Origin of the sequence: Anaerosporomusa subterranea (genome assembly GCF_001611555.1) — a bacterium.
In the GTDB taxonomy this organism is placed as follows: domain Bacteria; phylum Bacillota; class Negativicutes; order Sporomusales; family Acetonemataceae; genus Anaerosporomusa; species Anaerosporomusa subterranea.
In genome coordinates, this window is record NZ_LSGP01000020.1 from 99,328 (window position 1) to 117,413 (window position 18,086).

The 18,086-nt window shown below is 45.6% G+C and carries 18 protein-coding genes; 11 read left to right on the top strand and 7 right to left on the bottom strand.

The annotated features are described in order from the left end of the window. Positions 1-9: 9 nt before the first annotated feature. From remB to dnaA, 6 genes are all read right to left on the bottom strand, one after another. The gene (remB, locus tag AXX12_RS12845) at positions 10-267 is read right to left on the bottom strand and encodes an extracellular matrix regulator RemB (RefSeq protein WP_066243362.1); all 258 of its coding nucleotides are present in this window, start codon (positions 265-267) and stop codon (positions 10-12) included. Next, positions 245-1,090 carry a DciA family protein gene (locus tag AXX12_RS12850; RefSeq protein WP_066243364.1) on the bottom strand — a complete coding sequence of 282 codons (846 nt, stop codon included), beginning with the start codon at positions 1,088-1,090 and terminating at the stop codon, positions 245-247. The genes remB and AXX12_RS12850 overlap by 23 nt, the downstream gene beginning before the upstream one ends. A 4-nt stretch (positions 1,091-1,094) precedes the next feature. Beyond that, positions 1,095-2,201 carry a DNA replication/repair protein RecF gene (recF, locus tag AXX12_RS12855; RefSeq protein ID WP_066243367.1) on the bottom strand — a complete coding sequence of 369 codons (1,107 nt, stop codon included), beginning with the start codon at positions 2,199-2,201 and terminating at the stop codon, positions 1,095-1,097. A gap of 24 nt (positions 2,202-2,225) precedes the next feature. Beyond that, positions 2,226-2,441 (bottom strand): RNA-binding S4 domain-containing protein, encoded by a 216-nt coding sequence (locus tag AXX12_RS12860; protein ID WP_066243912.1) that lies wholly within the window; start codon positions 2,439-2,441, stop codon positions 2,226-2,228. Between the two features lie 19 nt (positions 2,442-2,460). Then, a complete protein-coding gene (gene dnaN, locus AXX12_RS12865) occupies positions 2,461-3,573 on the bottom strand; it encodes a DNA polymerase III subunit beta (RefSeq protein ID WP_066243368.1) in 1,113 nt (370 codons plus the stop codon). A gap of 271 nt (positions 3,574-3,844) precedes the next feature. After that, positions 3,845-5,272, bottom strand: coding sequence for a chromosomal replication initiator protein DnaA (gene dnaA, locus AXX12_RS12870; RefSeq protein WP_066243369.1), 1,428 nt, complete (start codon positions 5,270-5,272; stop codon positions 3,845-3,847). Between the two features lie 641 nt (positions 5,273-5,913). Between dnaA and rpmH the strand changes: the two genes are divergently transcribed. From rpmH to noc, 9 genes are all read left to right on the top strand, one after another. Beyond that, complete coding sequence (rpmH, locus tag AXX12_RS12875; RefSeq protein WP_066243371.1) at positions 5,914-6,048, top strand: 50S ribosomal protein L34; 135 nt, start codon at positions 5,914-5,916, stop codon at positions 6,046-6,048. A gap of 105 nt (positions 6,049-6,153) precedes the next feature. Then, positions 6,154-6,519: a ribonuclease P protein component gene (rnpA, locus tag AXX12_RS12880; RefSeq protein WP_066243374.1), complete on the top strand. Its 366-nt coding sequence runs from the start codon at positions 6,154-6,156 to the stop codon at positions 6,517-6,519. Further along, positions 6,516-6,731 carry a membrane protein insertion efficiency factor YidD gene (gene yidD, locus AXX12_RS18820; RefSeq protein WP_074431371.1) on the top strand — a complete coding sequence of 72 codons (216 nt, stop codon included), beginning with the start codon at positions 6,516-6,518 and terminating at the stop codon, positions 6,729-6,731. Before rnpA ends, yidD begins: the two co-directional genes overlap by 4 nt. Positions 6,732-6,766: 35 nt before the next feature. Then, positions 6,767-7,450: a YidC/Oxa1 family membrane protein insertase gene (locus AXX12_RS12885; RefSeq protein WP_066243376.1), complete on the top strand. Its 684-nt coding sequence runs from the start codon at positions 6,767-6,769 to the stop codon at positions 7,448-7,450. Continuing rightward, positions 7,450-8,076: an RNA-binding cell elongation regulator Jag/EloR gene (gene jag, locus AXX12_RS12890; protein WP_066243377.1), complete on the top strand. Its 627-nt coding sequence runs from the start codon at positions 7,450-7,452 to the stop codon at positions 8,074-8,076. Before AXX12_RS12885 ends, jag begins: the two co-directional genes overlap by 1 nt. Before the next feature lie 137 nt (positions 8,077-8,213). Then, the gene (gene mnmE / locus AXX12_RS12895) at positions 8,214-9,596 is read left to right on the top strand and encodes a tRNA uridine-5-carboxymethylaminomethyl(34) synthesis GTPase MnmE (protein WP_066243379.1); all 1,383 of its coding nucleotides are present in this window, start codon (positions 8,214-8,216) and stop codon (positions 9,594-9,596) included. A 20-nt stretch (positions 9,597-9,616) separates the two neighbouring features. Continuing rightward, the gene (gene mnmG, locus AXX12_RS12900) at positions 9,617-11,509 is read left to right on the top strand and encodes a tRNA uridine-5-carboxymethylaminomethyl(34) synthesis enzyme MnmG (protein WP_066243381.1); all 1,893 of its coding nucleotides are present in this window, start codon (positions 9,617-9,619) and stop codon (positions 11,507-11,509) included. Then, positions 11,509-12,228, top strand: coding sequence for a 16S rRNA (guanine(527)-N(7))-methyltransferase RsmG (gene rsmG / locus AXX12_RS12905; protein WP_066243384.1), 720 nt, complete (start codon positions 11,509-11,511; stop codon positions 12,226-12,228). The genes mnmG and rsmG overlap by 1 nt, the downstream gene beginning before the upstream one ends. Positions 12,229-12,300: 72 nt before the next feature. Next, the gene (gene noc, locus AXX12_RS12910) at positions 12,301-13,230 is read left to right on the top strand and encodes a nucleoid occlusion protein (protein WP_066243386.1); all 930 of its coding nucleotides are present in this window, start codon (positions 12,301-12,303) and stop codon (positions 13,228-13,230) included. Between the two features lie 452 nt (positions 13,231-13,682). Here noc and AXX12_RS12915 read toward each other — a convergent pair whose 3' ends face one another. Beyond that, the gene (locus AXX12_RS12915; protein ID WP_066243389.1) at positions 13,683-16,091 is read right to left on the bottom strand and encodes a homocysteine S-methyltransferase family protein; all 2,409 of its coding nucleotides are present in this window, start codon (positions 16,089-16,091) and stop codon (positions 13,683-13,685) included. Positions 16,092-16,423: 332 nt separating this feature from the next. On the opposite strand from AXX12_RS12915, the gene AXX12_RS12920 reads away from it, so the two are divergent. Both AXX12_RS12920 and AXX12_RS12925 read left to right on the top strand, forming a co-directional pair. After that, entirely contained in the window at positions 16,424-17,197 is a 774-nt protein-coding gene (locus AXX12_RS12920; RefSeq protein WP_066243392.1) for a ParA family protein, read from the top strand. After that, positions 17,187-18,086, top strand: a complete 900-nt coding sequence (locus tag AXX12_RS12925; protein ID WP_066243394.1) for a ParB/RepB/Spo0J family partition protein — start codon at positions 17,187-17,189, stop codon at positions 18,084-18,086. Before AXX12_RS12920 ends, AXX12_RS12925 begins: the two co-directional genes overlap by 11 nt.

Consider the following 18,086-nt stretch of genomic DNA (forward strand, 5'->3'; position numbering starts at 1 on the left):
TTCATCAACTTATTCTTCATCAAAATCAGCAATAACTGTACCTGCCCGCTTTTTTAGCGTAAACGCCGAGATTGCTGATAAATATACCTTATCATCAGCAATCACAAAGCTTTTAGGATTGCCGACAGATACATCGACAATCATTCCTTCTTCCTGCATGAGGTTTAGAAACTCACTATTGATTCCTGAGGCATTGCCCTTGCGGTCAGAAATAAGGATAACATTTTTTAAAGGGATAATGGTATCAGCGCCTAGGTGCAAAAACATAGCGGTTCCTCCTGATAAATCGCAGTGTCTTTTCAATATTCTCATGGTCTACATTTTCCGGCATGATCCGAAATAAAAGCATGGCTAAGGTAGATATATCAATCGTGTTAGGGTTGTTTGGGTCAATCTTATAAAGTAAACTCTGAATTAGTTCTTGCTTGGAACGCATATATTCAGTCCGAGTGCAGGGAACACAGGAGTTTGTTTCTATGTAACCAACCCAAGGCGCGTCAGCAAGGAGGCGACGAATTTCCTCACGTCTCCTCCTGGAATTATCAATAGCACAGCTTGTACAATATTTTTCCTCTGGTGGGCATAAAGCCGAACACGTTAGACATTGATGCCAGCCTTCCTGCAATAAAAGGCTGCGACGCTTTTTGTCTTTGACCATCACTCGCTGCAAGCGATAGCGAAGATGACTATCATTGACAGCATGCGCGATTTCTTTTACTTCCATACATTGGGCATTACTGAGAGTTACTGAACGTAGCTTTACACCAAATTTTGGCTCATCCTCTATGGAATTCGCGTAATTTGAAAAATTTCCTGCATAAAACTTTATATCTGCCAAGAGTTTTTGCCCCAGGTAATCATGAATCTTTGCCAATAACTGCTCTTTAAGCATCGATAGATGATGTCCCCAGACCGGGGTTTTAACAGCGACAAATAAGACGCCATTTTTGGCTGAAGTGGGACGAGACTGCAGCGAAATGTCATTGCCGACAATATCTGGCCAGTGCAATATGATTGTCTGAACAGCTAACTGACGTTTAACACCGAGATTTTTTAGCGTCAGAGGCAATATGTCTTTAGTGCTAAACATAACATCACCCCTGTATTGTTCCCTGGTTGACAATAAACTTACGACCGGTAAAGCTAGCCGGAAAGTTTGTTGCATCAGTGGCAGTAATAAAAGTTTGAATTCTGTTTTTAATAAATCCTAATAGATGTTCACGACGCGAGGCATCAAGTTCGCTCATGACATCATCTAACAGTAGAATCGGATATTCACCTGTTTCTGATTTGATAAATTCCAATTCAGCTAATTTTAGTGCCAAAGCTCCTGTTCGTTGCTGTCCCTGTGAGCCAAAGGCTCGCAAATTTTGACCATTTATCTCCATCATTACGTCATCGCGGTGCGGCCCTACACTAGTACTGCCGCGAGCAATATCCTGCTGACGATTTGCTGCCAATTTTTCTTGATACCATGCGACAAATTCACTGGCAGTTTGAGGCGATTCTGCTTGAACCTGTTGAATAGTATAGTGCAGTGTCAGTCCTTCTTTGCCATTTGTTAATTTACGATGCATCAAATTAGCCAACATATTTAGCTTTCTTAAGGACTCCAACCGTTTAGCAGTCACAGCAGCAGCAAGTGTAGCCAATTGTTCATCCCAAATATCTAATTGATCAATCGGAGAGCGGTGATCGCGAATTGCTTTTAATAAATTATTCCGTTGCAGTAGACTGTGCTGATAGCGGAGCAATTTCTGGTAATACGACTTATTCGCCTGTGATATTTCATTATCTAAAAAGCGCCGACGAACAGCCGGCGCTCCTTTGATTAACCATAAATCTTCGGGTGAAAAGAGGACGACATTCAATGTCCCCATAATATCCCGCATTTTCGCTGGTTGTCCATTGAGACGGATTTGCTTTCTTCGGTTACTAAACAGATGAATTTGCAGTAAACCATCGATATCGCGACTAACGAACTTCAACTCGATCGCAGCTGACTGTTCCTGCCAGGCCACCATGTCTGCATCTTCGGCGCTACGGTGCGAAGTACCTAATGCAGCAAAATAGATTGCCTCTAGAATATTTGTCTTTCCTTGCGCATTTTCTCCTACTAGTAGGTTAACGGTCGGAGAGAATGCTACCTTCGCCGTTGTATAGTTGCGAAAACTGCGTAATACTATTTCGTCTACCTTCATAGTCCCTCATTTCACGGCAAAGGATCAGCCGGAGGTCACTTTCCAGACACCGCCGTTTTCGACCTTTATCATATCGCCGGGATAGAGTTTTTTGCGTCGCTCATGCACTAATTCGCCGTTGACAGTGACTAAACCTGCCTCAACTAATTCTTTAGCATGTCCGCCTGTCTCGGCAATACCAGCCCATTTTAAAAACTGATCTAACTGAATCATGGGGGTAGTAATGCTAACTTCTTCTATTTTCATATTTATCTCCGTTTTAACTCGTTCTAACCGGTGTGATCACATAGGTATATTTTTCACTATCAGCCGGTCTTATACAAGCCGGACTGAGAGGATTATTCAGTGATAGAGTTGCCTTGTCGCTGCCCAAATTTTTGAGAATGTCTGTGACGTATTTAGCATTAAAAGCGATTTCTAGACCAGGCCCTTGCATGGTCGCGGCGACTGTTTCACTGGCTTTACCTACATCAGGATTATTCGAGCTCAATGTAATCATATCCTGCTCAAACCGGAATTTGATAATGTTATAATCGCCGTCTTTAGCCATGAGTGATACGCGTTCAGCTGCATCGAGAAAGGCATGAGTATCAAAGAAAACGACTGTATCAAATTTTGCTGGTATAACCCGGTTATAGTCTGGGAAACTACCCTCGATTAGCCGAGATTTTAGATAAATATCATCAAACTCAAAAGCAACATGGCCCTTCTCCCAGTAAATGTTAACATCAACTGGAACATCTGAAGATAAGCTACGAGCCAATTCATTAAGCAGCTTAGCCGGAATAATCATTTTAGCTGGCAGTTCGACAGGAGCGATTATATCTTGCTTCAGCGCTAGTCGATGTGTGTTAGTACCTACCATCTTAATCGAATCATTTTCTGCTTCAAACAAGCCACCGGTAAATATTGGCCTGGATTCATCAGTAGCACATGCGAATACGGTTTTTTTGATAATATCCCTCAGCACATTGTCTTTGAGTGTCAGCTGATTCGTCGACGTTTGAATTTTTTCGATAACAGGAAATTCTTCATATGGAAAACATAGTAGATTAAAGTTAGATGAATTGCAGGATATACGTAAAGTTGAATCTTCTTGATTGGAGGATATTTCGACAGTTTCGCCAGGTAGACGTCTTACCAGTTCTTGAAAGAAGCGCCCAGATACAACAGCTTTGCCAGGTTGTTCGATATTAGCCTCGATCGAACAACTGATAGCCATATCGTAGTCTGTGGTCTGTAACTCTAGTCTATTGTTTGCCGCTGATAAGTAAATACCAGTTAGAATGGGCAATGGTGTTTTGGTGGCAATCGCTTTTTGGACTGCCTGCACGGCATGCTGAAGCATGGCTTTACTGCAATAAAATTTCAAGATGGTTACCTCCGTTCATTATCTTCCGGTATATTACTGTAAGTCCCTTAATAAGATAATAAGTTAGCCGTATTAGTCGTAGGGCCTGTCGATATGTGGGAAACTATGTTGATGCCTGTAATCGGGACAAACTGGCCTGTGTATAACATGTTAGCGAAACTTGTCACTCTATCCACATAATTCACAGGCATTTGAGGATAAAATGCTATCCGTAAATCATTAACAGACAGTGCACAACATTATACAGCAGTTATCAACAAGGTTCGTCAAACTATGAGGATTCGATACGCCTGATCAATTCGATAATGGTTTGTTGCATTTTGTGGTCATCACTACGTTCACGGGAAATCTTGTCATGTGCGTGGATAACGGTAGTATGATCGCGCCCTCCGAATTCTTCACCTATTTTAGGTAGCGATGAGTCTGTCATCTCCCGGCTGAGGTACATGGCGATTTGACGAGGGTAGGTGATATTACGAGTTCGTTTTTTTGCTGATAAATCATCAAGCTTAATTTTGAAGTAGGCTGCTACGATATCTTTGATTGAGTCGATAGTTATACGTTTGGGCTTACCATGAGGGAAAATATCCTTTAGCGCCTCGGTTGCTAAATCCAAGTCGATGGAGCGATTGGTGAGTGAGGCATAAGCCATTACTCGAATTAGTGCGCCTTCAAGCTCGCGAATGTTATTGTCAATGCGGCTGGCGATAAATACCATTACATCATTGGGAACATCGAGATTTTCGATAATCGCTTTTTTACGGAGAATGGCAATTCTAGTTTCTAGATCTGGCGCCTGAATATCGGTAATGAGGCCCCACTCAAACCGTGACCGCAGCCTGTCTTCTAATGTCGGGATTTCTCGCGGCGGCCGGTCGCTTGAGATAATAATTTGTTTATTGGCTTCGTGCAGGGTGTTAAAAGTATGGAAGAATTCTTCTTGTGTATGCTCTTTTTTAGAAAGGAACTGAATATCGTCAACTAAAAGTACGTCAATATTGCGGTATTTTTGACGAAAACTCTCCGGATTGCCATCCCGGATCGAGTTGATTAATTCATTAGTAAATTTTTCACTGGAAATATAAAGTACTTTTACATCAGGATGGTGTTGTCTTATGCGATGACCGATTGCATGCATCAAATGCGTTTTTCCCAAACCGACGCCGCCATAGAGAAATAGTGGATTATAGACCTTGGCCGGTACTTCGGCGACAGCCAACGAGGCTGCATGGGCAAAACGGTTAGAATTGCCAATAACAAAGGTTTCAAATATATATTTAGGATTAAGGATACAGGGAGCATCATCAACAGCAGGGGCAATTGCTCTGGAGTACTGTTGTTTATTTTCCGGGGCGCGTACCGTTGGCGTTGACACGACATCTAGCGGCGGTTGCGCTAGATCTTCTTTGGTCGCCGCTGCTTCGCTTGCGCTTTGCTCAGGCATGTCCAATATAATGAAACGTACCTCAAGCGGTCGTTTGCTGACATATTGTACTGCCGTCTGGATTTTTGCCAAATAACGCGTTTCAATCCAATCTTTGGAGAGCTGTGTAGGAGTACCTAACTCAAAGACTGTGTCACTGACTGATAACGGGATAGTTGACTTTATCCATGTATTGAAGATGGGCTTTACGATTTCCTTTTCGAGAATGTCGAGAGCTTGTCCCCAAATAGATGCTAGATAGGAAGAGTCATTCATGGCTTCAGTCCTCTCAATCATAAAATAATTAGTTTGTAAAGAAGGTATTAACATAAGTTATCCACATAGTTATTAACAGCTGTGTATAACATTTTCGGGAAAAAGGGGATTTTGAGGAAAAAAAAATATACCGGCGGGCTGACGGCGTCCGCAGTATCGCACTCTTATGAATCCATCACTATATAGAGTAAATGTGGATAAACCTGTGAGTATCTGGTATAATCTGTGTATATCCTGGGATTAATCTGTAAAAACTGAAACTGTACACAGGGTTGTGGATAATCTAGATGGTTTCATGTTATCAAAAAACCGCATAGTTATCAACAGGTTTTTGCCTAAATCGTCATATCCTGTCAAAGGGGATTTTATCCTTCTCACAGTCTGTAAGCACCCGGCCTTTTAGGTTGGGACTTAACAGGCTGTGTCTCGAACCCCAAAAAGGAGCCTTCGGTTTAAAAATCAAGATTTCGTCTCTCAGTCACAATTACGACTAAGATTTAGATGAAATAAAACTCCAGCTGAATCAAGCCTTACTTTATGCAAATTCCTTGACACTTCTGCACATGCTGGTCTATAATCGTATGTGTCAAACTGTCTTTTCTATTGATTTTAGCTGTTTTTGACCGAGGAGGTGTAAATAGATGAAGCGTACGTTTCAGCCGAACGTATCATGGCGGAAAAAAACCCACGGGTTCCGTGAGCGCATGAGTTCACTCGGTGGCCGTCAAGTCTTGAAAAGAAGACGCGCCAAGGGTAGAAAAAAACTTTCTGCATAGTAACTTCGCCAACAACTCTCCAACAAAATAGTAGGCGGCAGTTTTCGTTGCCTGGGCTTGGCGCAAGCCAAGCTTTTCTTACCATTGGGACACCATTAGGACAGGATGTGTTCTGTGCTATCTCTTAAAAAATCTGATAAGCTCAGGAAAAACAAAAGTTTTCAGGCAGTATATAAAGGAGGGAAATCGGTGTCAAACCGGTTGCTAGTTCTTTATATGCTGCCCAATCAGTCTAATAGTAATAAAATTGGTTTTGCCGCAGGTAAAAAGTTAGGTAATGCTGTTGTTCGCAATCGTGTCAAACGAATGATGCGTGAGGTGTTTCGGCTTAATCGGGATAAATTGCCTCATGGCTATGATTTTATTTTGGTAGGGCGTAAACCTGTGGTAGAGGTTAAAACCCAAGAAGTTGCCAGCGCCTTTTTGAATTTATGTGGGCGGATGTTCCGTACTAACGCAGAAAGGCAGTGAGAACAACGAAAAGGCTGCTAATCGGGCTGATTTGGTTGTATCGTACAGTCATTTCGCCGCTGAAACCGCCGACGTGCCGATTTGTTCCAACCTGTTCGCAATATGCAATAATGGCAATCGAAAAATATGGGGCTTTCCGGGGGGCAATCCTCACTGTTAAGAGGATTCTAAAATGTCACCCATTTCATCCCGGTGGCTATGATCCTGTTTAGATAGACAAGTAGACATATTTTGAGGAGTGAATTGATTGGATTTCTTGAGTGGAATTATCAAAAACCTGCTGACTGTATTTTATGATCTGACTGTTTCAGCCGGTATTCCCAGTTATGGGTTAGCAATCATTTTATTGACGATTGCGATAAAAATGCTATTATATCCGCTTACCGTGAAACAAGTCAAATCCATGAAAGCAATGCAAGATATTCAACCTAAGATGAAGGCTCTTCAGGAAAAGTACAAAGATAACAAGGAAAAGCTGTCGAAAGAAATGGCAGAATTGTATAAGACTTCTGGTGTTAATCCAGTAGCAGGCTGCTTGCCGCTGATTGTGCAAATGCCTGTTCTTATTGCCATTTTCTTTGCGATTAAAGAATACAACTATGTGGGCGACACTGGATTTTTATGGCTGAAGACCTTAACATTCGTCGATCCGACGAAAGAGGCTAGTTTTACAAATCCAAGCGATCCTTATTATATTCTCCCCATTTTGTCTGCTGTGACAACCTATATTCAACAAAAACAGACTACTACGGATATGACCAGCGCCCAAAATAAGATGATGATGGTATTTATGCCGATATTTATCGGTTATATTACGATTACTTTCCCGGCTGGTCTCGGCATTTACTGGGTCGTCGGTAACCTGGTGCAGATTGCGCAGCAGTGGTGGATGTATCGTAAACCGGCCGTGGTTCAAGGGGAGGCAAAATAATGGATTTTCTCGAGAAAACAGGCAAAACCGTGGAAGAGGCTCTTCAAGCCGGACTGGCAGAACTCGGATTACCGCCTGAACGGGTCGAAGTTGAGGTGCTGGAGGAAGCTAGCAAAGGCTTATTTGGCCTGATTGGCGGAAAGCCAGCCCGAGTTCGTATCACCGTAAAAAAGCTGTATGTTGCAGATCTAGCTAGAGATTTTCTGGTTAAAGTGATTAAGGCCATGGGTATTGATGTGACTATCGAGATGAGTAAGCGAGATGAAGGCGTCTTCTTCAGCTTACGTGGTGAAAATTTAGGGATGCTGATCGGTAAACATGGACAAACTTTGGATGCGCTGCAATATCTAACAAATTTAGCTGCTCATCGTGATGCTGATGATAAGGCAAGAGTAATTATTGATGTAGAAGATTATCGCAAACGCCGGGCTGAGGCTTTAACTAGTCTGGCGCAACGGATTGCCAGTCAGGTTAAACGTCGTGGCGAGAGGGTAGTTCTGGAGCCTATGACGCCGAATGAGCGGAAAGTTATTCATATGGCATTGCAGGATGATCCAAGGATTTCTACATATAGTGATGGCGAAGAGCCGTACCGAAAGGTTATTATCGCCCTAAAACGCCAATAGTTCTGAATCGCCCCCGAATTCCCATCTGCGACACGTACGGTAGTACGCTAGCAAGGGGAATTCGGGGGCGCCTAGCATCTGGGCCTTTCTGAGTGTTTGGGAAGATTGGTAAGGGATAAGATCGTGGGGTGAGTTCTATGTTTGATGATACGATAAGTGCGGTGGCGACGGCGGCGGGAGAAGGTGGGATCGGTATTGTCCGGATTAGCGGTTCAGAAGCTGTGGCAGTTGCTTCGCAATTATTTCATAGCGTGAAGGGTAAAAAAGCGGCTGATCTAAAGCCGTTTCAAGCTGCTTATGGAACAATCGTCGATCCTGAATCTGAAGTTACTATTGATGAAGCACTGATTTTGGTCATGAAAGCGCCTCATTCCTATACACGTGAGGATGTGGTGGAGATCCATTGCCATGGTGGGATGGTCCCCTTACGGCGCATTTTGGATTTGACGCTTCAGTCTGGATGCCGCTTGGCGGAGCCGGGTGAATTTACCAAGCGCGCCTTCCTGAATGGCCGTTTGGATCTCAGTCAGGCGGAAGCGGTAATGGATGTGATTCGCGCGAAAACCGATGTATCGCTACGCTTGGCGGTGAATCATTTAGCTGGTGCGCTTTCTCAACAGGTGCGGGCAATGCGGCAAGAGCTCTTAGGCTTGATCGCTCATTTGGAAGCGGTTATTGATTTTCCGGAAGAGGATATTGATGAGTTAGGCTTGGCGGAAACACGCTCAGGTGTTAGTCGACTGCGACATACTGTTGACCAGTTATTGTCGACAGCGGCCACTGGAAGAATATTACGGGATGGCTTGAGTACGGTAATTATCGGTAAGCCTAATGTCGGCAAGTCTAGCTTGCTAAACGCCCTGGTCAGGGACGAGCGGGCAATTGTTACTGATGTTCCGGGAACAACGCGGGATACGATTGAAGAATATGTGACTGTTCGCGGCATCCCTTTGCGATTAGTCGATACGGCAGGCATACGGCCGACAGCTGATCTGGTTGAGCGGATCGGGGTGGAACGGGCCCGGGACATGACAAGCCAAGCGGACTTGATTATCCTGATGCTCGATCGTTCGCTGCCGCTGTCTAATGAGGACAAGGAAGTATTTAGTCTGTTGGCTGATCGCACAGCAATCATCTTGATCAATAAAAGTGATTTGCCAGCAGTGTGGGATATTGCGGCAATCAGTGAACTGGCCAAAGAACACTCAGTCCTGGAAGTGTCAGTTCGAGCGGGCATCGGTCTTGATAAAGTGGAAGATGAGATTGTACGATTGGTATATAGCGGTCAAGTTGAGACAGGCGAAGGGGCGTTTATTACGAGTGTCCGTCACGCCAATACTCTGCGCGCTGTTCAGAATCATTTACAAGGTGCACAGAGTGCTATGGACGCTAACATGCCGATCGATTGTGTAGTCATTGATCTAAGGTCTGCCTGGGAGACCCTTGGCATGATTTCCGGCGACACAGTGGGAGAGGATATTATTGATGAAATATTCTCTCGCTTCTGCATTGGTAAGTAAGCTCTGAGGAGTGGTTATATATGTCTGAGTCCAATTCGTTTCATTGCGGTGACTATGATGTCATTGTCGTCGGCGCCGGTCATGCCGGTTGTGAAGCAGCCTTGGCTGCAGCCCGCATGGGAGCGAAAACGTTATTAACAACCCTGACTATGGATAATATTGCAATGCTCCCTTGTAACCCGTCGATTGGCGGATCGGCAAAAGGGCATTTAGTGCGGGAAATTGATGCTCTGGGTGGCCAGATGGGTGTCATTGCTGATCAAACTTTGATTCAGATGCGGATGCTCAACACGGCTAAGGGGCCAGCAGTTCACGCTTTGCGTGCACAAGCAGATAAAAAACAGTATCAAGCGGCGATGAAACAGACGGTAGAAAACCAGCCAGGTCTTGATGTTAAGCAACTGTTAGTGGAAAAAATCTGCCTGTCTAACCGGAAGGTTGCAGGCATAGAAACAGAAACAGGCGAGTTATTTTCCTGCCGCTGTTTGATTCTGGCGACAGGCACCTATTTGCGGGGTAAAGTAATCCTCGGCGAAACTCAATATTCCGGTGGCCCGAATGGTCAGCGCTCTGCTGATAAGTTGTCAGTGTCGATGCGCGAGATTGGTCTTTCGCTGATGCGGTTTAAGACAGGGACCCCGGCTAGAGTTGACAGCCGCAGTCTGGATTTCAGCAAAATGCTGATTCAAAATGGCGATACAGAGGCGCATAGCTTTTCGTTTATGACTGATGCTACGACTCGTGAGCAGGTTCCCTGCTGGCTGACCTACACCAACGAGCGCACTCATGCAGTGATTCGGTCTAATTTGCATCGGTCACCCTTATATATGGGTGTCATTGAGGGAACTGGACCGCGCTATTGCCCGTCAATTGAAGATAAAGTGGTTCGCTTCGCCGAGAAAGAATCGCATCAACTGTTTATCGAGCCAGAGGGACTAGACACAAATGAGATGTATGTGCAGGGGATGTCGAGTTGTTTGCCGGTGGAGGTGCAGTATCAGTTTCTCCGTACCATCCCTGGCTTAGAGCAGGTTCAAATCATGCGCCCCGCCTATGCAATTGAATATGATTGTGTCGACCCGACGCAATTAAAGCCTTCTTTGGAAACAAAGGCGATCTCTGGCTTATTTTGCGCCGGACAGACAAATGGCAGTTCTGGCTATGAGGAGGCAGCGGCCCAAGGTTTGCTAGCCGGGATTAATGCTGCACAACTCCTAAACGGTAAAGAGCCGCTGGTGCTCAGTCGGTCGGACGCTTATATTGGTGTGTTAATTGATGATTTGGTGACAAAAGGCACGTTAGAGCCCTATCGGATGATGACTTCCCGTGCTGAATATCGTTTAGTACTGCGTCAGGATAATGCTGATCTGCGCTTGACGGAAATCGGTCGTTCGCTAGGGTTGGTCAGTGATGAACGCTATCATCGGTTTACGGCTAAGCGTAATGGAATCGAGCAAGCTGCGGCATTTCTTAAACAAACAATCATCAGTCCTACGCCAGAAAATCAGGAAAAGCTTTCTGCCATGGGAACGGTGGAAATCCGTTCTGGTATTAGTCTTTATGATTTGCTGCGACGGACCGAGGTAAACTATTCGTTGTTGGCTACTCATTTTAGCCTGCCACCGGTTGAAGTTGCTGTACAGACACAGGTGGAAATTGCAGCAAAATATGAAGGCTATATCAAAAAGCAAATGGAACAAGTCGACCGGGCCTCACGGCTGGAGTCTAAGCGTTTAGCTGATAATATTGACTATCAGTCGATTCATGGGTTAGCCAAGGAAGCTGTGCAAAAGCTGGAGAAAATTCGGCCCCAATCAATTGGACAGGCATCACGAATTTCTGGTGTTTCACCTGCTGATATCTCAATTCTAATGGTTTATCTAGAGCAGCAGCGCCGGAAGGAGGCAGAGTAGTGTCGTTTAGCGAAATTTTGACTGCGGTGGCGGCTGAATATGGGATAGACTTGACCGAACGCCAAGTTGGTCAATTTACTGTTTATTATCAATTGCTAACAGAGTGGAATCAAAAAGTGAATTTGACTGCGATTACTGAACCAGAAGAAGTTGCGGTTAAACATATCATCGACTCGTTGTCTTGCTATGACCCGGCTGTGTTTCCTTTAGGTTGCTCAGTGATTGATGTCGGGACAGGGGCGGGATTTCCCGGCGTACCGTTAAAAATTCTCCGTCCTGATTTGTCGCTGACACTTCTAGATTCGCTGAATAAGCGAATTAATTTCTTGGAGCTATTGACCACAGAACTGCAGTTGTCTGAGGTGTCTTGTGTCCACGCCAGAGCGGAAGAGGCGGGGCGTCAAGCTAAGCTTCGCGAAAGCTTCGCTGTGGCAACTTCGCGAGCGGTGGCTCGCTTGAATGTTCTGGCTGAATTGTGTCTGCCTTTGCTTAAGCCTGGCGGCTGCTTTATCGCTCTGAAAGGCGCTCAGTTTCGTGAAGAAGCGGTTGAGGCTGAACCGGCTATCGCTTTGTTGGGCGGACGGCTACGGGAACTGCGACCTATCAAACTGCCGCGCTTGCCTGATAGCCGTGGGGTAATTTATATTGATAAGATTAAGGCGACACCGGCAGCTTATCCACGCCGCCCGGGAACCCCGGAAAAAAATCCACTGCCATGATTTTCCAAAAGAAGGAAAATCTCGCAGTCGTGGCGAATAGGTATTCAGCTAATTTTGTAAGGCGGTGTCGTTATGAAGAGTATCGCCAGATTCCTGGGGATCGGATCTGATAAAGCTAACCAAGAACCGACGAAAGTTATATTGCATCAAGTTCCTGATATTACTGTTCAAGAAGAGCTAGCGTCAGCCGCTGTTGTGGTGGATGAGACACCTGAGGGTGAGATTCTTCATGTGCGCCAGGAAGACGTACGGCCAAATCCCTTTCAGCCAAGGAAGACCTTTCACGAGGAGTCGCTACAAGAATTGGCGGCGTCGATTCGTGAATTCGGCATTTTACAGCCGTTGATTGTTCGCAAAACTGCCGATGGTCTGGAATTGATTGCTGGTGAACGGAGACTGCGGGCCTCTATTTTGGCTGAGCTGCCGTTTGTGCCGGTGATTGTGCGGTCAATTTCAGACAAAGAGATGGCCGAATTGGCGATGATTGAAAATCTGCAACGCGAGGATCTGCATTTTCTCGAGGAAGCGGAGGGGTATCAGCTACTGATCTCCCAATTTGGCTTAACCCAGGATGAAATGGCTAAGCGGGTTGGTAAAAGTCAGTCGACAGTTGCCAATAAATTGCGGTTGCTTAAATTGGAGCCAGATGTGAGGGCTAGTCTGCGTGAGTTTAGTTTAACCGAACGGCACGCTCGGGCCTTGCTGAAACTCGAGACGCCGCAGACACAGCGCGAAATGGTGCAACTAATTCGTGATAAGGGGCTTAATGTCAGGGAAACTGAAACTGCAATTGAAGAAATTGTCGAAAACATTTCCCGGGAAAAGATGCCCAATCAGCCACGCCGCAATGTGATTCGATTGATCAAGGATGTGCGGATTTTCATCAATACGATCAATAGTCTTGTTTCCGACATGAAGAAGGCCGGGTTGCTGGTCAATTTGAAGCAGGAACAAGATGACGAATATGTAACCCTTACGATGAAAATACCGAAGAAAAAGTAGTTGTATTTATTGATCAGGGCCTTTCTTAGGGAAGGCCTTTTTGAACTACCCAAAAGTTTAAGCTCGCGAAGCGGACGAGGTTACATTTCCACAGAGGAAAGGAGGTCACACAGAGTTCACAGAGGAGTATTATATAGCTTGCCAGCTATGCTGGCCCTAAACTGTACCCCGTTGTGTCCTTTTTACCGCTCTGCGCCCTCTGTGGATTTGTGCCCCGTACTTTCCCAAAAGCCCTGTGTAGTAAGATCACAATATAAATTTCGGAAGATCTCGCTTAAACATCGACTAAAGACTGCAAAGCGGAACATTTTGGCGGCGCACGCAGTACGCATGGCGTTTTGACGGTTCAAAGAAATGCATCCCTATTTCAATAGAAGCGAAGAGCGCAGACGCTGTCACTCATTAGGTGATGGCGTCTGCGCTCTTTTAATGGCGTTTTGTTACTATACAGTTTAATGTCCTGTGATTTTTTTGCAAATAGCTACTGCGGCCACAGCATCAGAGGCATAACTTGCTCCGGCGCTTTTGGCATATTCTTCTGTTAGCACCGCACCGCCTGCAATCACTGCCATCTGGCAACCAGCTTTTCGTAACTCTTGAATAGTTATGTCGATTTGAGGCAGTGTTGTTGTCATCAATGCGCATAATCCGACAATATCGGCTTTGTATTCTAAGGCGGCAGCAACTACTTTCTCTGAACTTACGTCTTTGCCGAGGTCGATCACTTGAAAACCATTATTTTCCATAAGGGCAGCTACGATATTTTTTCCCAGATCATGGATATCACCTTTCACAGTGGCTAAGAGGATTGTTCCACGTGAAACAGTCTGATGCGCTGGCATTATCTCACGAATGGCTTGGAAGGCAACTTTCATCGTTTCTGCTGATAAGAGCACTTGTGGTAGAAAGGTGAGTCCGGCGCCAAAATCTTTACCGATTTCAGTCATAGCTCCGGTCAGTGAAATATCGGTGATAGTAAGGGGAGTATGGCCATCGGCTAAAGCTTGTTTAACGAGAGGTTGTACTCGGTCCTTTTCACCGGTAATAACACATTGTTTAATTGTTTCGAGAACGTCTGGTGTATCAGTTTTTTGCAAAGCAGGCGTTATCGGTAATTGAGTTGGCTTATCTGTGGTAGTAGCTACCGCGGCAGTTGAGTGGACGTAGGAAGAACTGTATTTTTTTGCGTGCTGGTCTTTACCGAGTAGTACGGCAGATGCAGCAAGCAGGTCTTTCATCAAGGGGTCATATGGATTTAAAATCGGTGCATCTAGGCCGGCTGCAAGTGCCATAGCACAAAAAGCTCCATTTAATAAATCACGCCTAGGCAATCCGAAGGAAACGTTGCTCAGGCCCATGACAGACGGCAGACCGAAATTTTCGCGATAAGCGGTGAGGGTATGTAACGTCTCCAGCGCGGCTTGACTATCTGCTGCGACTGTTAGCGCCAATGCATCAAGTAGTAAATCATTTTCCGTTAAACCGGCACCTGTTGCGGCAGCAATAATCTGGCGGATGATGGCGACACGTTCGGCAGCAGTTGCCGGTACGCCACCTGGTGTGAGCGGCAGACAAAGGACTGCGGCGCCATACTTTTTCGCGATCGGTAAGAAGGCTTCAATTCTTTCCGGTTCGGCGCTGACAGAATTGACGAGCGCGCGTCCAGGGAAGGCACGCAGCCCGGCCTCTAAGGCGGCAGGGTCGGTTGTATCAATGGCCAGTGGCACTTTGGTCATGACGGCAAGTTGCTCAACCGCACGCCGCATGAGGGGAGCCTGGTCAATTCCGGCTACTCCCATGTTGATATCTAATACAGTAGCGCCTGCTTGTATTTGTAATAAAGCCTCGCGTTTAACCGCTTGGAATTTGCCTGCTTGCAGTTCTGCAGCCATCGCCTTGCGGCCGGTGGGGTTAATCCGCTCACCGATAATGGCGGTTGGAAAATCCTTTCCTATATATACACGCTGGCTGCGACTGGCTAAAACAACTGCCTTCACTAGCTGTGGCCAATTCTTAGTTGAAGTCTGTAAGTTATCAATTATGTAGCGTGCGGCTCGAATATGTTCTGGCGTTGTGCCGCAGCAACCGCCGAAATATGTAGCGCCAGCAGCAGCGAGCTTAGGAATCCAACCAGCAAATTCATCAGGACTCATATGATAGTGGGTTTTTCCGTTCTCTAATTCAGGCATGCCGGCATTAGGCTGGACAATGATCGGTTTTTGGGTTATGGCAGACATCGCTTCAACGACGCTAACGAGTTGCGACGGCCCGAGTGAACAATTTGCACCAATGATGTCAGCCCCAAGCTTGTCGAGAATGACTGCTGCAGTCTGGGGATCTGTCCCTGTTACCGTACGTCCATCTTTTTCGAAGGTCAGTTGGCAGATGACAGGTTTTTTGCTGACCGCTTTTGCAGCTAACAATGCTGCGCGCATTTCTTGAATGTCAATGATAGTTTCGATAAGAATATAGTCTACTCCCGCTTCGTCAAGAGCAGAGATCTGTTCGGCGAAGGCCTGGTAAGCGTCTTCAAACGCTAATTCACCTAATGGCTGCAGCAACTGGCCAGTTGGGCCGACTGATCCTGCAATTCTCGTATTGGGCTGACAAGCCTCGCGAGCAGCCCGGACTGCTGCAAAGCAGATCTCTTTAACTGAATCGGCTAAGCCATAATGCGCCAATTTGGGGCGACTAGCGCCAAAGGTATTTGTTTCGATAACAGTAGCACCGCTATCGACATATTTTTTGTGTACTGCTGTAACTAGTTCTGGTTTGACCAGACACCAAGCTTCCGGACAGGCTCCGGCGGGAAGGCCTGCTTGTTGCAGCATGGTTCCCATTGCGCCATCAAATAAAATCATTTTCAATCTCCCTTCTAAATAGCAAGAGTATTTATAAGTTCACGAAGTGGATGGGATTGCATTTCCACAGAGTAAAGGAGGGCGCACAGAGGTCACAGACACGGAAAATGAGTATGTTTCAGATGGAAAGCTTAATCACTCTGTGGGTACCCTCTGGGTTCCTCTGTGTACTCTGTGGAATCGTTTCCTGTACCCCACGAACGGTTTTTCTTAACGCTACCATAGCTAAGATTCACTGTCAAGGAGCGATATCTTTTGCAGAATGAGTTATGTGCAGGAATCCCGGTTTTGTATGTGGAATTTAAGCTAGATGTAATAAGGAAAGCAGAAAGGTGAGGCATGTGGTAAAAGTAATCGCTATTGCCAACCAAAAAGGCGGCGTCGGCAAGACAACCACCGCAGTCAATTTATCCGCTTGTTTAGCCGATTTAGAGAAAAAAGTTCTCTTAATCGACTCTGATCCGCAAGGTAACGCAACCAGTGGTTTGGGCATTAGCAAAACTGCTATTAAACGATCCATTTATGATGCTTTGGTTAATGATGTTGCGATGGATTCGATGATCCTGGATACGCAAATTCCGAATTTGAAGGTTCTGCCTGCCACAATTCAGTTAGCAGGTGCTGAAATTGAGCTTGTTCCAGTGATGTCGCGTGAGAGCCGTCTTAAACGAATGCTTGATCGAGTAAAGCATCAGTTTGATTATGTGTTGATTGATTGTCCACCGTCACTTGGTTTGCTGACAATTAACGCTCTGACAGCTGCTAATTCGGTCTTGGTACCGATCCAGTGTGAATTTTACGCGTTAGAAGGTCTAACCCAATTAATGAATACCGTAACATTAGTGCAGAAAAACCTGAATCCAGCGTTAACTCTTGAAGGTGTGGTGTTAACCATGTTTGATGGACGAACCAATCTGTCGATTCAAGTGGTTGATGAAGTTAAACGTCATTTTCGGCACAAAGTATACCGAACGATCATTCCTCGTAATGTCAGGCTGAGCGAAGCACCAAGTCATGGTAAACCAATTGCCCGTTATGATCCAAAGTCAAGAGGAGCCGAAGTGTATTGTGAGTTGGCCAAGGAGGTAGTGGGAGATGACTGCTAAGCGTGGTTTAGGTAAGGGACTGGGAGCATTTTTCGCATCAGCTGATACGGTGACTGAACACGATGAAACACTCGAAGTGGTAATTAAGTTGATTAAGCCGAATCCGTTTCAACCTAGACGGGTATTTGATCAGGAAGCCTTGGATGAACTGGCGCGCTCAATCAGACAATATGGAGTAATTCAGCCAATTATTGTTCGGCGCAGTCCGGAGGGCTATGATCTAGTCGCTGGCGAGCGACGTTGGCGTGCTTCACAACTGGCTGGACTTAGTGTAATTCCGGCAGTTGTCCGCGATTACACTGACAGCGAGATGACCGAAATTGCGTTGATCGAAAATCTACAGCGCAAAGACCTGAATGCGTTGGAAGAAGCAGCTGCTTTTCAACAGTTAATGACCGAATTTGGACTTACCCAAGAAGAGGTAGCTCGCAAAATTGGTCGGAGTCGTTCGATGGTTGCCAATATGCTTCGTTTACTCAACCTTCAACCTGAAGTCCAAGAATATGTTTCACGTGGAACATTATCGATGGGGCAAGCGAGACCGCTGTTAGCGGTGGAAGATCCAGCGATCCAATGTGAAGCGGCGCGGATGATTATTGAGGAAGACCTCAATGCCCGTGATGCGGAAGAGTTGGTAAAACGTCTCTGCAGCAAGAAGGAGAAAAAGGCTAAATCGCCAGTGAGTGATCAACGCGAGTTCTTCATCACTGAAATGGAAGATAAATTCAAGCTGGCACTAGGAACTCAAGTGCGGATTAAGCCAGGAAAGATGAAAAGTAAGATTGAGATCGACTTCTATAATTCAGAGGACTTAGAACGCATACTCGAGTGCTTATCTGCACAGCAGCAGGTGGCAGCCACAAAGCTACGCGGACCGATTGTTGTCTAA